The sequence below is a fragment of the Zoogloea oleivorans genome (assembly GCF_008107625.1).
Classification (GTDB): domain Bacteria; phylum Pseudomonadota; class Gammaproteobacteria; order Burkholderiales; family Rhodocyclaceae; genus Zoogloea; species Zoogloea oleivorans.
Genome location: NZ_SDKK01000024.1, coordinates 37,392 through 52,686, shown reverse-complemented (window position 1 = coordinate 52,686; position 15,295 = coordinate 37,392). Strand labels below are relative to the sequence as shown.

Genomic DNA, 15,295 nt, shown 5'->3' with positions numbered 1-15,295 from the left:
TTGATGACTTGGCGGGCGACGTGCCTTGATGTGCGTTTGGTGGGCCGGAAGGAGACGTGGTGCTGATTTACCTGGGGTGTAGTGCGGTTTTTGCGTTCGCCATGGCCATTGCTCTTGCCTGGGCGGGCGCCCCGCCAGCGGCGGTGGCCCACGCTGCGTTTGCGCTGGGTGCAATGCCGCTGATTTTTGCCGCCATGGGGCATTTTGTGCCGGTGCTGACCCGCAGCGGTGGGGCCGAGGCGCGCATACACCGACTGCCGCTGGTCATGCAACTGGCCGGTGCCGCGGTGGTGGGCGTGCTCGCCGGTGTGCTGCCGGGGGCCGTGCTGCACGGGGCGGTGACGGTTGGGCTGGCCGCCGCCGGGATCTTTCTCGCCTGGCTGCTCAATCGTGGGCGGGCGACCCTCGGCAAGCCGCATCCCGGGCTGGCCTGGTATGGCGCTGCGCTGGGCTGTTTGATTCTCGCGCTGCTGGCGATTCTCGTCGGGCTGCTGTGGCCGGCCGGTTACGGCATGCTGCGGCTGGCGCATCTGCATCTGAACACCCTTGGCTTCATCGGGCTGACCGCCATTGGCACCCTGCATGTGCTGATGCCTACGGTGCTTGGTCAGCCGGATCCGCAGGTTGCCAATCGTCTGCGCCGTCAACTGCCGTGGGCGCTGGCCGGCGTGGGCCTGACCGCGCTGGCGGGCGGCTTGCCGTGGCTGACCCCGGTGGGCGTGGTGCTGATCGGTGGCGTGGTCGGGCAGACTCTCGCTGGCTGGTTGCGCACCTACGGTTGGACGCGACTTCGCGGTGACGGGGCCGCGCTGTCATTGCTCGGGGCGGGCTTCGGGCTGCTGGTGGTGATCGTGGCCGGTGGCGTGCATGGCCTTGGCGGAATGGCCGGGCGGCTGGCGGTGGTGGGCTTCTTTGCGCTGTTCCTGCTGCCGCTGGTTGCCGGCGCCCTGTCGCAATTGCTGCCGGTGTGGCGCTTCCCCGGTCCGGCAACGCCAGCCCGGGCGGCGATGCGGCGTCGGCTCGTGCGTTTCGGGGGGCTGCGCACGGGTTTTTTCCTGGCTGGAGGCGCTTTGCTGTTTGGCGGGATAACGGCTGGTGTGGCGCTGCTGGCGGCCGGTGTGTTGCTGTTTGCCGGTGTGCTGATCCACAGCCTGGTGGCGCGACCCTGAAAAGGCGGCGTCGGGTTGTGCTATCTTCCAAGCCTTCGTTTTCAACTCGGCGAGACCCATGCGCTACATCTCTACCCGCGGCCAGTCTGCACCCCAATCCTTCTGTGACATCCTGCTTGGTGGCCTGGCGCCGGACGGCGGCCTCTACTTGCCGGAAAGCTACCCGCAGATCACCCGCGCCGAGCTGGATGCCTGGCGCAAGCTGTCGTATGCCGAGCTGGCCTTTGCCATCCTGTCGCGCTTCATCGACGACATTCCGGCCGCCGACCTGAAAGCCATCTGCGACAAGACCTACACCGCCGAGGTGTACGGCTACGTGCGCGACGGCGCCAAGGCGTCGGACATCACCCCGGTGCACTGGCTTGAGCCGGGCAAGCTGGGCCTGTTGGAACTGTCCAACGGCCCGACGCTGGCCTTCAAGGACATGGCCATGCAGCTGCTGGGCAACCTCTTTGAATACGTGCTCGACAAGCGCGGCGAGCAGATCAACATTCTTGGCGCCACTTCCGGCGACACCGGTTCGGCGGCCGAATACGCCATGCGTGGCAAGCACGGCGTGCGGGTCTTCATGCTCTCGCCGCATGGCCGCATGAGCGCCTTCCAGCGCGCCCAGATGTATTCGCTGCAGGATGACAATATCTACAACATCGCCGTGCGCGGCATGTTCGACGATGCCCAGGACGTGGTGAAGGCGGTGTCCAACGATCACGCCTACAAGGCCAAGTACAAGATCGGGGCCGTCAATTCGATCAACTGGGGCCGTGTGGCCGCCCAGGTGGTGTATTACTTCAAGGGCTACTTCGCCGCCACCGACAGCAACGACCAGCAGATGGACTTCGTGGTGCCGTCGGGCAACTTCGGCAATATCTGCGCCGGCCACATCGCCCGCCAGATGGGGCTGCCGGTGAAGCGGCTGGTTCTCGCGACGAATGAGAACGACGTGCTCGACGAGTTTTTCCGCACCGGTGTGTATCGCCCGCGGGGTACCGCCGAAACCCACGCCACTTCCAGCCCGTCGATGGACATTTCCAAGGCCTCCAACTTCGAGCGTTTCGTGTTCGACCTGGTTGGCCGCGATGGCAACAAGGTGCGCGAACTGTGGAGCAAGGTCGATGCGGGCGGCGCCTTCGATCTGTCCGCTTCGCCCGAGTTTGCGCAGATTGGCCAGTACGGCTTCGTGTCGGGCAGCAGCAATCACGCCGAGCGTCTGGCCACCATCCGCCGTGCCGACGCCGACTACGCCACGGTGATCGACACGCACACTGCCGATGGCCTCAAGGTGGCCTTCGAGCTGGCCGATCCGGCTGTGCCCACGCTGGTGCTGGAAACCGCCCAGCCGGCCAAGTTCGAGGAAACCATCGTCGAAGCCCTTGGCCGCAAGCCGGTTCGTCCGGCCGGCCTCGACAACATCGAGGCGTTGCCCCAGCGCGTCGAGGTGATGGACGTGGATGCGGAAGCCATCAAGGCACTGATTGCGCGGACGGTCGAAGCGGCGTAACGAACGCCAGACCCCATGAAAATGGCCCCGGACTCCGGGGCCATTTTTTTGCGGGCCGTTTTACTGTGGGTCGGACTTCAGTCCGACCCACAGGGATGCGCTTACCAGGTGTAACGGGCGTTCACCCCGACCATGCTGTTACGGCCCGGGGCGGGTTCGTAGTAGCGGCTGTTGGTATCGCCCACCACCACCGAACCCACGTACTGGCGGTCGAAAAGGTTGTCGATGCGGGCAAACTCGCTGAAGCGCCACGGACCGACGCGCTGCTCGGCGGTGACGCGCAGGTTGGCGAGGGCGTAGGACTGGGCCGGTGTGGCGGTATTACCGTCTTCCACGTAGACCTTGCTGCGATAGATGCCCTCGACGGCAGTGGTCAGGCCGGGCATGAGCTTCCAGGCCAGATCGCCGAAGACGGTGGTGCGGGGCACGCCCGGGATGGCATTGCCGCCATCGACCGTCTTGAGGCTGGCGCCGGTGCCGGTGGTGAAGCTCTCGTCGTAGATGGCGCGCAGGTGCGATACCGCCAGGCGGCTGGTGAGATCGCGACGCCAGGCGGTGTCAAAGGAGAGTTCGACGCCCTGGCGGAGGGTCTTGCCGGCGTTCTTGTAGCTGGTGCGTCCGCCGGTGGCCGAGTCGACGACCAGTTCATCGTCGGTGGTGATCTGGAAGAATGCCAGGTTGAGGCGGCTGCTGTTGCCGATGAAGGCCTTGGCGCCGACTTCGTAGTGCCGGCTCTTGGCCGGGGCGAGGCCGAAGTTGAAGCTGCCGCCGGAGCCCGAATAGAACATCTCGTTGAGGGTCGGCGTCTCGAAGCCCTTGGCGGCGCTGGCGTACAGATTGACGGCCGGATTCAGCTTGTAGACCACGCCGAGGATGGGGGTGGTCTGGTTGTAGTTGCGGCTGCCGCTATCGTCGCCGTTGGTGCCGACTATGTACTGGTCGCTCACCTTGAACTTGACCTGGCTATGACGCAGGCCGGCAGTCAGTGCCCAGTCGCCGCGCGCCCATTCGGCCTGCACGTAGGGGTCGAGGCTTTCCACCGTGTCGGTTTCCTTGCGGCGCAGCTGGCCCTTCACGCCAAGCGTGGTGCCGATATAGTTTTCGTAGCCGTTACGCTGGTCGGTGCTGCTGTCGTAGTCGATGCCGACGGTGGTGGTGAGCTTGCCGCCAGCGGCCTCGCGCACGGCGATGTAACGGGCGCCGAGACCATGGAAGTTGCGGTCGAAGTCGATGATGCCGCCGGAATTCTGCGGGTTGGCGGGCAGCAGCTGGGTGCTTCGGGGAATGGCCTGGTACTGAATCACGCTGCGCTGGCCGGCGTAGGCAGATACCTGCAGCAGGTCGCTGCCGAACTTCCGCTCGTAGGCCACGCCACCTTGCAGGTGATCGATGCTCTTGCGGGTGTTGTAACCGTTTGCCGGATAGGGATTGAACGCGCTCCCCGGGTCTACGGCGCGAGGATTGTTCTTGAAGCTGGCCCAGGTCACACCCAGCGGGTCCTGGGTGTTGTGCTGCCACAGGCCATTGACCGTGAAGGTCAGCTTGCTGTCCTCGTCGGGCTTGCCGGTGATCTTGGCGAAGGCCTGCTCGCGGGTCGCGGCGCTGTGGTCGCGGTAGCCATCAGTGCTGAAGCGGGAGGCGTTGAGCACGTAGCCGAGGCCTTCCATCTTGCCCTGGGCGGTCACGTCGGCCTTGGTGGTGCCGTAGCTGCCGGCCGCAAAGCCGCCTTCAACGCTGGGGCGGGCCTCGGGCTCGCGGGTGAACAGCTGGATCACGCCGCCGGAATGGTTGCCGTAGATGGCGGAGTAGGGGCCGCGCAACACTTCCATGCGCTCGGCCACGTCGAGGTTGAAAGTGGCAGCCTGACCCTGGCCATCGGCCATGCTGGCGGGGATGCCGTCGGCGATGAGCTTGACGCCGCGCACGCCGAAGGCCGAGCGGGCACCGAAGCCGCGGGTCGAGATCTGCAGATCCTGGGCGTAGTTCTGGCGGTTGTTGGCGACCACGCCGGGTACGGCGATCAGCGCCTCGGAGGCATTTACGCGGGGCTGGCCGGCGGTGATCTGCTCCCGGTCGAGGACGTCGATGGCGGCTGGTATGTCGAAGCTGGCGGCTTCGGCGCGGCTGCCGGTGACGACCACCGGATTGAGGGTCAGCGACGAGGCCTTGTCGGCGGCGTAGGCGGGGGCGTAGGCGGCGGTGAGGGCTGCAGCCAGGGCTGCGTACAGAGGGGTCGGGGTGAAGCGGGGCTGCATGTTTCCTGTCTCCGTTGTTTTTCTGGTCCGGGAGGTGGCCGGAGCGCCGCCGACAATACCTGCAGCGCAGCGTTTTCGCCTCAAGAAAATCATGATTCGGCGGCATCGTGCCGGTCAAGGGCTCGGTATACTGAAAATTCACTCGCACATCCTGTGCCCCGCCATGCCGCCGATCCACTGGGTCCCGATTGCCGCTTCCGCTTGTCTGGCGAAATGCCTGACGGCGCTCCTGTTCGGCTTTTTTTCGGCCTCCGTGCTGGCCCAGGTGCCGGTGACGCTGCAGCTCAAGTGGACGCACGGCTTTCAGTTCGCCGGTTATTACGCGGCGTTGGAGAAAGGGTTTTACCGCGAAGCGGGCCTCGATGTGCGTCTTGAGGAGGCCAGCCCGGGCATGGACGTGGTGGGCCAGGTGCTGGCGGGCAAGGCGGATTTCGGGGTCGGCACCAGCGGTTTGCTGATTGCCCGCAAGGCGGGACAGCCGGTGGTGGTGCTGGCGGCGATCTTCCAGCATTCGCCACTGGTGCTGATCACCCGCCGGGACTCGGCGACCCAGTCGATCCATGATCTTGTCGGCAAGCGCGTGATGATCGAACGCGGCGCTGATGAACTGGTGGCGTACCTGCGGCGGGAGCAGATTCTCCTCGACCGGCTTACGTCGCTTGAGCACAGCTTCAAGCCGCAGGACCTGATCGACGGCCAGGTTGATGCCATCTCGGCGTATTCGTCCAATGAGCCGTTCTATCTGGACCAGGCCAGGCAGGACTACCTGGTGTTTTCGCCCCGCTCGGCGGGCATCGATTTTTATGGCGACAACCTGTTTACCTCACAGATGCTGCTCAAGACGCAGCCTGAGCGGGTCCGGGCCTTTCGCGAGGCGAGCCTGAGAGGCTGGCGGTACGCCATGGATCACCCGGAAGAAGTCGCCGTGTTGATTCACGAGCGCTACTCGGCGGCCCATTCCCTCGATTTTTATCTCTTTGAAGCGCGCGAGATGAGGCCGCTGATTCGCCCCGAGCTGGTCGAGATCGGCTACATGAGCCTCGGACGCTGGCAGCATATTGCGGATACTTACGCCGACTTGGGCATGTTGCCGCGGGATTTCGATTTCAGGGGCTTCGTTTACGCCGACGACGCCAGTGCCGACCTCGACGGCTTGCGCATCTACCTGGGCTGGGCGCTGGCCCTGATTGCCATCGTGATGGCGGTGGCGGCCTACATTCACCGCATCAACCGCCGCCTGCACCGCAGTGCGGCGCAAACCCGGGAGGCCGCCGAGGAACTGCGGGCCAGCGAAGAGAAGTACCGGGTGCTCACCGAAACGATGAAGGACGTGGTGTGGACCCTCGATGCGGAAACCCTGCGCTACCTTTACGTCAGTCCGTCAATTGAGCGCCTGCGCGGCTACACCCCCGACGAGGTGATCGCCACATCCCTCGACACCGCGATCAAGCCGCAGGATGTGGAAAACGTCAGGAGCCTGATTCGTCAGCGAGTAGAAGCATTTTTGGCTGATCCGGACGCCGCGCCACGCTTTTACACCGAAATTTTCGAGCAGCCGTGCAAGGACGGAGGCAGCGTGTGGACCGAAGTGGTCACCACCTACAGCCGCAACCCGCGCTCCGGGCGTGTGGAGCTGCACGGCGTGACCCGTGACATCACCGAGCGCCGGGCCAGCCAGGAACGTATCGCCTACATGGCCGAGCACGACATCCTGACCGATCTGCCCAACCGGGCGCTGCTCAGCGACCGCCTGCGCCAGGCCCTGGTGGTTTCCCGCCGCAACCTGCACCGGGTCGGCTTGCTGTATATCGACCTGGATCGCTTCAAGCCGATCAATGATGTTCATGGTCACGCCGTGGGTGACCTGCTGCTTCAGGAGGCGGCTCAGCGCATGCGGGCCTGTGTGCGCGAATCGGATACCGTGGGGCGCTTCGGAGGAGACGAGTTCGTGGTGCTGCTGCCTGAAATTGATTGTGCGGAAGACGCGCTGCACGTGGCCGAGAAAATCCGCAATGCGCTTCGCGAGCCTTTCGATCTGGCCGGTCTGCACCTTGAGGTGTCGTCGAGTATTGGCATTGCGATCTACCCCGACGATGGCATGGATGACGCCAGCCTGCTTGTGAACGCCGATCGGGCAATGTATGAGGCCAAGCGGGGCGGGCGTGACCGGGTGGTCCTGTTCGACTGCGTGGCGGGCTGATAACACCGGCGTCATTTTTGTTGGGCCGGATTTGACACTGTTTATCACTTTTCGGCGCTCTTTGCTGTAGCCTGCGGCTTCGTTGAAATCCATTTGGAATGCAGATCATGTTTTCTGTCGTCCGTACGGTTCCTGGCTTTCTCGTTGCGGTGTGCAGCGTCCTTGTCCTGAACCTGAACGCCTGTGCCACCCCGGCGCCCAAGGCACCGCCGGTGAAGCTGGCCATTTCCCAGAGCGAGCGCGGCGTGATGCTGTGGTTGCCAGACAATGTCCTCTTCGAGTTTGGCAGGGCCACATTGAATTCATCCCTCTCGGATCCCTACATGGACCGGGTGGCCCAGTTGCTGAAGGAAAAAACAGTCAAGGCCGTGTCACTGGAAGGGCATACCGACTCCATCGGCGCCGAAAACGCCAACCTGGTGCTGTCGGTGAGTCGCGCCACGGCGGTGCGTCAGGCGCTGCTCGACAGGCAGGTGCCGGAAGCGCGGCTGAGCGCCATTGGCTACGGCTTTGCCAAGCCCATCGCGCCGAATGATTCCGAGTTGGGCCGGCGCCTCAACCGGCGGGTCGAAATCATCATCCTCGACGAGCAGGTCGAGAACCTGACCCGCGGTGAGCCGGAGGGCGCTTTCGAGGAAGCCTTCAGCAAGCTCAAGGGGCAGCTCGAAAGCCTGTTTAAGCCCCGTCAGGAGAGCACTGCAAAATGAGTCAATCCATCCATTTACCGACACGCCGCCAGCTGGTGCTCGGCGGTCTTGCCGCGCTTGCCGTGTCGGCCGGGCCGCTTCAAGCGCAAAAAGTGCCCGAGCGGTCCGGCCGCAAGCCGAAGCTCGCCGTGGTGCTGGGCGGTGGTTCCGCCCGTGGTTTTGCCCACATCGGTGTCGTCAAGGGGCTGGAGGCGCATGGCATCCAGCCCGACCTGATTGTCGGGTGCAGTGCCGGCAGTCTGGTCGGGGCCTTCTGGGCGGCGGGTCACAGTGGTGACCGGATGGAAGAGATCGCCATGCGGGTCCGCGACAGCGAGATCATTGATCTGGTCCAGGGCAATGCGCCCCGGGGCATGGTGACCGGCCAGAGTCTGCAGAACTTCGTCAATCAGGCCTTGCGTGGACGTCAGCTGGAGAGCTTTCCGACACCCTTCGCCGCGGTGGCCACACGTTATCCGAGCGGTGAGCTGGCAGTGCTGCGCAGCGGTGACGCGGGTTTCGCAGTGCGCGCCTCGTGCAGCATTCCGGGGGTTTTCGTACCGGCACTGCAAAACGGACAGGAATATCTCGACGGTGGCCTGATCAGTCCGATGCCGGTGCGTACGGCCCGTCAGCTCGGGGCCGATCTGGTGGTGGCGGTGGACGTGGGTGGGGCAGAGCCCGCCGGCGAGCACGCGGGGGGTTTGTATGAACTGCTTCAGCGCTCCTTCGAAATCATGGGCCAGTCCCTGCGCAGCAATGAAATGGCTACCGCCGACATCACCATTCGTCCGGATGTGGCCCGTATTTCGAGTACCGATTTTGCGTCGCGAAAGACCTTCATCGCCGCCGGTTTCATGGCCGCCAACCGCCTGGCGCCGGTGATCCTCGAGCGTCTCGGTGCGGACAGGTCGCGGCGGCGGACGTGATGCGCCGGGGCCTGTCCCCGGTCAAGGTGGCTGCTGTCGTGCTGGCCTAGCATGGGCTCCGAGTCGACGACCCTGATCGACAGCGTGCCCCAACTCCGGCAGGAACCGCCATGAAGCTTTCAGCCCATCCCCTCTGGCTGGTCGGATTTCGACCGTTTTTTCTTCTTGCCTGCCTGTCGGGAGCGAGCCTGCCGATTTTGTGGGCACTGATGTTTACCGGCGTGCTGCCTGCGCCGGAGGGGCGTTTTGCGCCGCTGCAGTGGCACGCCCACGAAATGTTTTTCGGCTTCGGCTGGGCTGTGCTCGGGGGGTTCCTGCTGACTGCCACCAAGAACTGGGTGCAGGTGCGCGGTTATCATGGCCTGGCCCTGGTCGGTTTGGCGGCGGCATGGGTTTTCGAGCGGGTCGGCATGGCGTTTGGCGGTACCTGGCCAGCCGGGCTGTTCTGGTTCTCGAACACGGTGTTTCTCGGCAGCATTGTGGCGATGCTGCTGTGGACGCTGCTGCGCAACCGGCAGCAAGACAGCTTTCGCGACAACTACTTCTTCTTTCTGGTCCTGCCGGCTTTTCTGGCCGCCAAGCTGCTGATGCTCGATGCAGACCATTTTCACGTCGGTGTGACGATGGCTGTGGGGTTGTTCCGTACGGCCTTCCTGGTGATGCTGGAGCGCACCCTGACCCAGTTCGTGAAGGGTGTCTTCAAGGTGGATGTGCTGCGCGAGCCGCGTCTCGACGCAGGCATCAAGTTGCTGGCGGTGACGCTGGTATTCCAGGGCTGGATGCCCAATGCGCTGGCCGCCCCGCTGTTGTTGGTCCTGTCCCTGCTGCTGCTTGTGCGCTTCGCGTTCTGGCAGCCGCGTCTCGGCATGACCCGGATCGAGCTGGCGGTGATGTATCTGGGCTATCTGGCGATCGTGGCCCAGTTGCTGATCGAGTTTGCCAACCTGCTGATTGCGCCGGTCTGGGTGGGCAGCGTGTCGGTGCATGTGTTCACCTTCGGCGTCATGGGGCTGATCATTCCGGCCATGCTGGTGCGCATTTCCAAGGGCCACACGGGTCGCAAGGTGGTTTTTGATGTGGGTGACAAGCTGTTGATCTGGATCATGCTGTCGGCTTTTGTCGTGCGCATCGTGCTGCCCCAGCTGGCGCCGGAAGCCTATCCGCGCTGGGTTCATCTTGCCGCCGGAGGCTGGTTCGCGTGCTTCGCGATTCTCGGCGTGCGCATGCTCCCGCGGCTGCTTGCGCCCCGGGTGGATGGCAAGGAGCACTAAGACGTTCAGGTGGGGGGTTTATCCACCTATCACCGGTCAAGGCCTCCCGGTTTTGGATCGTCTAGGGTTGGAGCCTGAGAGCGCGGAGCCAACCTGACGGACCCGCCAGACAAGGGATGCCCATGCACTATCCGGACTTTTTCGACACCATACCCCGCTTGCAGATGCACGATCCGCTGGCGGATTTCCTTGGGGCTGCCGAGGGTGGGTGTATTGAATACGCCTACCTCGACGCCGTGAAGCTGGCCGGTCATTCCTGCCCGACCGTGGCCAGCGCCTACTGGTTGACCTGCCTGGCGCTGAGGGCGCTCTACGGGGCGACGCTGCCGGAACGTGGCGGCGTGCAGGTGACTTTCCGGGACAGCCGGGTAAGCGGCGTTACCGGCGTCATCGCCAACGTGGTGTCACTGCTCACCGGTGCCACCACCGACACCGGCTTCAAGGGCCTGGCCGGGCGCTTCGATCGGCGCGATTTGCTGGCCTTCGACGCGGAACAGCCCCTCGACATCCGCTTCACCCGCAAGGACAGCGGGGCCGCCGTCGATGCGATGGCCCGGCTGCGCGATGTGCCTGCCGACCCGCAGATGGCGCCGCTCATGCAGCGCTGCCTGGCCGGGGATGCCAGCGCCGACGAGGCCCGGCGCTTCCGCGTGTTGTGGCAGGACCGGGTGCGTCGCGTGCTGCTCGAGCACGCCACCGATCCCGATATTTTTGTCATTCGTCATGTCGACTGAGCCAGGAGGCCCCATGACCCGCAAACCTTCTGATTCGCCTGGCAGTGCCCTGTCTTCGCCGCCGTGCTTTGCCGCGGATTTTCCCGGTCACTTCGGGGAGGGCGCCGAGGCGAGCAACGTCGACATGCTCCTCGTCGAGCGCCTCAATGCCCTGCTGGAAGCGGAGCGGGCCGGCGCCAAGGTCCTCGCCATTCTGCGCGACGGCCTCGATCTCCGTTCTCCCGTGCGCCAGTTGCTCGACCGCCTGCAGAAAGACGAGGGCGCCAATGCGGTGACGCTCTACAAGAGCATTCAGCGTCTGGGTGGCTGCGCCTCCCACGATACCGGTGCCTTCGTTCACAAAACACTCGCCATCAGCGGGCTTGCAGAGCGGCTGGCTTTCCTGAACAAGGGCCAGGCCTGGGTCGTGCGCAAGATTGACGAAGCATTGCCGGACATCACCGATGCGACCACGCGGGCGATGCTCGAAGAGATGCGGCGTTCGCACGTGGACAACATTGCGGCTTGTGCGGCCTTGCTCAAGGCCGGTTTGCCGGCCTGATCTTTTGTGTGCTGTCTGCGTCATTGACCTGCATCAACGGGTAAATAAACTCTGTACCCACGGTAATCCGGCAAGACTGTACAGCTCCGCGCAGGCCCGCCAATGCGTAAATGGCGGCTGGTTGAAATTCAGGAGGGTGCAGCATGGAATTCGCGATAAGCGCTCCGGCGGGCGATGCGGAGGAGAGGGTTCCGGGTAACCGGGGGATCTGGGTGGGCATCCTGTGCGAGCTGACCGAGTTCGCCTTGATGTTCGTCGCCTATGCCTGGTTCAAGCTGACCCATCCGGCCGACTTCGACAACGGACCGGCCATGCTCAATACCGCCAGCGGAGTGGCGAACACCGTGGTGATGCTCACCAGCGGCTATTTTGCCGTGCGTGCCTTGAGCGCGATTCGCCGCAACGATGTGACGGGCGCGCGCAACTGGTTGATCGCAACGCTCGTTGGTGGGATCGCTTTCCTGGTGATCAAGGCCTTCGAGTTCCGCTGGAACGTCGATCATGGGGTGGTCGGTACCGGCAACAGCTTCATCGCCATCTACTACTACCTGACCTTCAATCACCTGGTGCATGTGGTGTGGGGTTGCCTGGGGTTGATCTGGGCGATTCTGCGCACGAGTTTTGGTGCTTACAGCCCGGAGGATCACGAAGGGCTGGAGGCGGCCACGTTGTACTGGCATGCCACCGATCTGGCGTGGATCGTGATTTTTCCGCTGCTCTACGTGCTGCGCTGAGGAGAACCAGACATGGATACGCAGGAACGCCGGGTGACGTGGGTGTGGCTGGGTCTGGTGGGGCTGACGCTGGGCAGTGCATGGCTCGGTGAGCACGCCTTGCCGGCAGGCCTTACGGCGCTTGTGGTGGCGACGATCGTTGGTGTCAAAGGCCTGCTGGTGATCCGCCATTTCATGGGGCTCACGGAGGCCAGTTCGCGCTTGCGGCAGGTGATGCGCCTGTACTTCGTCGTGGTGCCGGTGCTGATCCTGCTGGCCGGCAGCGCGGGCGTGGCGATGGGGTCGTAGTCAGTTCATGGGTTTGTCCAGCCACTTCAGCAGTGTGGCGTAGAGCAGATCCGGATCGACGGGCTTGGAGAGAAAGTCGTCCATGCCGACGTCGAGGCAGTGCTGGCGATCCTCGCTGAAGGCATTGGCCGTCAGGGCGAGGATCGGGGTGCCGGCATGCCCGGGCAGGCGGCGGATCAGCCGTGTTGCGGCAAGGCCGTCCATCAGCGGCATCTGCATGTCCATCATGATCAGCGCATAGGATCGGTGGCTGGCGAGTTCGACGGCCTGCTGGCCGTTGTCGGCCAGGTCCACTGTCAGTCCGGCGTCGCAGAGCATTTCACTGGCGACGAGCTGATTCACCTGTTCGTCCTCGGCCAGGAGGATGCGGGCGCCCGGGTGAGTCTGCCGGATTTGCTCCAGGGCCAGATCAGGTCTGGCGACCGGTAAGGCGTCTTGGGCCTGGCTGATGCCGAGGCGGGCGGTGAACCAAAAGGAACTGCCTGCCCCCGGTTGGCTGTCCGCTCCCGTTTCTCCGCCCATCAGGCGGGCCAGGTGCCGGTTGATGGCGAGGCCGAGTCCGGTGCCGCCATATTTGCGCGTGGTGGAGCCGTCCGCCTGTTCGAAGGCATTGAAGAGCCGTGCCAGTTGCCCGGCGGACAGGCCGATGCCGGTATCGCTGACTTCGACGCGCAGGAGTAGCCCGGTTTCCGTTTTTTCTGCAACCCGCAGACTGAGGGTGATGCCGCCGTGCTCGGTGAACTTGATGGCGTTGCTGAGGTAGTTGAGCAGCATCTGGGTCAGGCGGGTCACGTCACCGACCAGTCCCCGGGGAATGGCGTCCGTCCTGACCTGATAGTCCAGGCCCTTGGCGCGGAGCTTTTCGCCGATCTGGCTACCGACTGACTCGAGCAGCTCGTCGAGGCGGAAGTCGATTTGTTCGATCTCCAGCTTGCCCGCCTCGACTTTCGAAATGTCGAGGATGTCGTTGATGATCGCCAGCAGATGGGTAGCGGCCTTGCCGGTCTTGTCGAGAAACTCTCCTTGCCGCGGGCTCGTGGCTTCCCGCTGCATGATGCGGGTCAGCCCGATGATGGCGTTCATCGGGGTACGGATTTCGTGACTCATGTTGGCCAGAAAGACACTCTTGGCCTGGGTGGCCGCTTCAGCCTGGGTGCTGCGCCGCTCAAGCTGGCGATTGAGCTCCTCGATCTGGCTGGTACGCTCCTCGACCCGTTCCTCCAGATGATGGCGGTGCTGGTCCAGTTCCTCGACCAGGTTTTTATATTCGGTGATGTCGGTGTGGGTGCCGGACATGATCAGCGGCCGTCCTTCCGCGTCGCGCTCCACAATCTTGCCGCGGGAGTGGATCCAGCGCCATTCGCCGGACTTGGTGATGCAGCGAATCTCCGCGTCGTGGTAAGGCGCGAGCCCCTTCAGGTGGGCTTCGATGGATTGCATGTTGGCTGTCAGGTCGTCGGGGTGTACGAGGTTGGGCCAGTTTTCCTCGCGCAGGTCCAGCTCGCCGGGCGCAAAACCCAGCATGGACTCGAAGCGGGGGGTGGCGTCGAAGCGGTGCGTCTGCAGATGCCAGTCCCAGAAGCCCTGGTCGGAGCCTTCGATGACCCGGGCGTAGCGGGCCCGGAGTGCTTCCTCCTTGTGTTCTGCCTGGCGGCGCGCGCGCAGGGAAAAAAACACGACGCTGGTGATGGTGGCGAGGAGCAGTAGGGTTGCCGCAGAGGCCAGCTGGAACCGGTTGTGCAGGTACGTGACCCGCTCATGGGCATGCTGCCGGATCAGGGTGTCGGCGCGGACCGCCTCTTGTTCCAGATTCTGGAATGCGGCCATCAGGCCCGCCTTCTGTTCAGCCTGGCGGGGGCCCTGTGGTTTCGAGGCGGCGAGGAGTGCTTCGAAGTGGGTGGCGCTGCGCTGTAAGGCATCGGCCTGGGTGGCGCCGATGTCGCCAAGCTCGGTCAGGGTGGTGTCGAGGGATTCGGTCGCCTGGTGCAGCAATGCCAAGCCTTGATCGTGGCGGGAGGAGGGGCGTTCGGTTTCGTTGCCGAGGCTGGCATGGAGAAAGCCCTGGGCCAGCTCGATGCGCGCCTGGCGCACTGAGTCGAGGCGCCGGGTGGTCTGTTCGAGGGTTTGCTGCTGTGTGAGGTAAAGCCACGCCAGTGCCGCAGCGAACAGCGCAGCAAGGCCCACTGCCAGGCCGAGCAGCAGGCAGGGTTTGTCTATCGGGAGAGAGAAGGTCCGGGCTTTCATGGGTCAGGGATTCCGGCGGTGCTGATCCTGCCGGATATTTTGTCACCGCTGAAACCTAAGTGCACCGACTGGTGCGTTGAATGATCATCGGCTCGTTAGGGGCTGTGTGGATAGGTCGGAAGTGTCACTCTATGCGCAAGGGACGCAATTACGGCATTCCTGCCTGCAACTGAACAGGGGTTGTCGCCTGTCTGGAGTGCCCTGATGAATAGAGCGTTTTTGTTGTGATGAATCCGACAAAAAAGAGCGCTGTTGTCAGCGTTGCCACAAAGATTCCGGGGCACCTTTTTGGGGTGGGTAATACGCGCCGGCACGACATTACAAAAACATTCGACGCGCACGGAATGCCTTGCTATTGTGTGAATGCGCGGACCACCTCAAGGCCGCCATTTCTTAAATGGAGCGCGTCAATTGGGTACTAAGCTTTACGTAGGCAATCTGGCCTACAGCGTCGACAAGAGCAGTCTTGAAGAGCTGTTCGGCGATTTCGGAACCGTGACATCTGCCCAGGTGATCATGGATCGGGAAACCGGCCGCTCCAAGGGCTTCGGCTTTGTTGAAATGGGTTCCGACCAGGAAGCGCAGGCAGCTATCTCCGCCCTGAATGGCAAGAACGTCGATGGTCGCAATCTGACCGTTAATGAAGCCCGTCCGCAGGAGCCCCGTACTGGCGGCTTTGGCGGTGGCGGCGGCGGTGCCCGTCGTGGCCCCGGCGGTGGCGGCGGTGGTGGTGGCTTCGGTGGCGG

General features: G+C 63.8%; 13 protein-coding genes. 11 read left to right on the top strand and 2 right to left on the bottom strand.

Features of this window, described 5'->3' with window-relative positions; all coding sequences use genetic code 11:
* The first annotated feature begins 59 nt into the window (after window positions 1-59).
* Both ETQ85_RS20455 and thrC read left to right on the top strand, forming a co-directional pair.
* Entirely contained in the window at window positions 60-1,169 is a 1,110-nt protein-coding gene (locus ETQ85_RS20455) for a hypothetical protein (RefSeq protein ID WP_148580934.1), read from the top strand.
* Window positions 1,170-1,227: 58 nt separating this feature from the next.
* Window positions 1,228-2,667, top strand: a complete 1,440-nt coding sequence (gene thrC, locus ETQ85_RS20450; RefSeq protein ID WP_148580933.1) for a threonine synthase — start codon at window positions 1,228-1,230, stop codon at window positions 2,665-2,667.
* 101 nt (window positions 2,668-2,768) lie between these two features.
* On the opposite strand, the gene ETQ85_RS20445 is transcribed toward thrC, so the two are convergent.
* Window positions 2,769-4,922, bottom strand: coding sequence for a TonB-dependent receptor family protein (locus ETQ85_RS20445; protein ID WP_148580932.1), 2,154 nt, complete (start codon window positions 4,920-4,922; stop codon window positions 2,769-2,771).
* A gap of 163 nt (window positions 4,923-5,085) precedes the next feature.
* Between ETQ85_RS20445 and ETQ85_RS20440 the strand changes: the two genes are divergently transcribed.
* The 8 genes from ETQ85_RS20440 (at window position 5,086) to ETQ85_RS20405 (ending at window position 12,305) form a co-directional block, all read left to right on the top strand.
* The gene (locus ETQ85_RS20440) at window positions 5,086-7,122 is read left to right on the top strand and encodes an ABC transporter substrate-binding protein (protein ID WP_187394797.1); all 2,037 of its coding nucleotides are present in this window, start codon (window positions 5,086-5,088) and stop codon (window positions 7,120-7,122) included.
* Between the two features lie 107 nt (window positions 7,123-7,229).
* Window positions 7,230-7,829, top strand: a complete 600-nt coding sequence (locus tag ETQ85_RS20435) for an OmpA family protein (protein ID WP_187394796.1) — start codon at window positions 7,230-7,232, stop codon at window positions 7,827-7,829.
* A complete protein-coding gene (locus tag ETQ85_RS20430; RefSeq protein ID WP_148580929.1) occupies window positions 7,826-8,737 on the top strand; it encodes a patatin-like phospholipase family protein in 912 nt (303 codons plus the stop codon). The genes ETQ85_RS20435 and ETQ85_RS20430 overlap by 4 nt, the downstream gene beginning before the upstream one ends.
* 110 nt (window positions 8,738-8,847) lie before the next feature.
* Window positions 8,848-10,008 carry an NnrS family protein gene (locus tag ETQ85_RS20425; RefSeq protein ID WP_148580928.1) on the top strand — a complete coding sequence of 387 codons (1,161 nt, stop codon included), beginning with the start codon at window positions 8,848-8,850 and terminating at the stop codon, window positions 10,006-10,008.
* Between the two features lie 122 nt (window positions 10,009-10,130).
* Complete coding sequence (locus tag ETQ85_RS20420; protein ID WP_148580927.1) at window positions 10,131-10,742, top strand: hypothetical protein; 612 nt, start codon at window positions 10,131-10,133, stop codon at window positions 10,740-10,742.
* Window positions 10,743-10,755: 13 nt separating this feature from the next.
* Window positions 10,756-11,283, top strand: coding sequence for a DUF6306 domain-containing protein (locus ETQ85_RS20415; protein ID WP_148580926.1), 528 nt, complete (start codon window positions 10,756-10,758; stop codon window positions 11,281-11,283).
* 143 nt (window positions 11,284-11,426) lie between these two features.
* Complete coding sequence (locus ETQ85_RS20410; RefSeq protein ID WP_148580925.1) at window positions 11,427-12,017, top strand: cytochrome c oxidase subunit 3 family protein; 591 nt, start codon at window positions 11,427-11,429, stop codon at window positions 12,015-12,017.
* A gap of 12 nt (window positions 12,018-12,029) precedes the next feature.
* A complete protein-coding gene (locus ETQ85_RS20405) occupies window positions 12,030-12,305 on the top strand; it encodes a cytochrome C oxidase subunit IV family protein (RefSeq protein ID WP_148580924.1) in 276 nt (91 codons plus the stop codon).
* Here the strand turns inward: ETQ85_RS20405 and ETQ85_RS20400 are convergent, their stop codons facing one another.
* Window positions 12,306-14,549 (bottom strand): PAS domain-containing hybrid sensor histidine kinase/response regulator, encoded by a 2,244-nt coding sequence (locus ETQ85_RS20400; RefSeq protein ID WP_148580923.1) that lies wholly within the window; start codon window positions 14,547-14,549, stop codon window positions 12,306-12,308.
* 411 nt (window positions 14,550-14,960) lie between these two features.
* On the opposite strand from ETQ85_RS20400, the gene ETQ85_RS20395 reads away from it, so the two are divergent.
* Window positions 14,961-15,295: RNA recognition motif domain-containing protein (locus ETQ85_RS20395; protein WP_148580956.1), on the top strand; the 335-nt coding region annotated here is incomplete at its 3' end.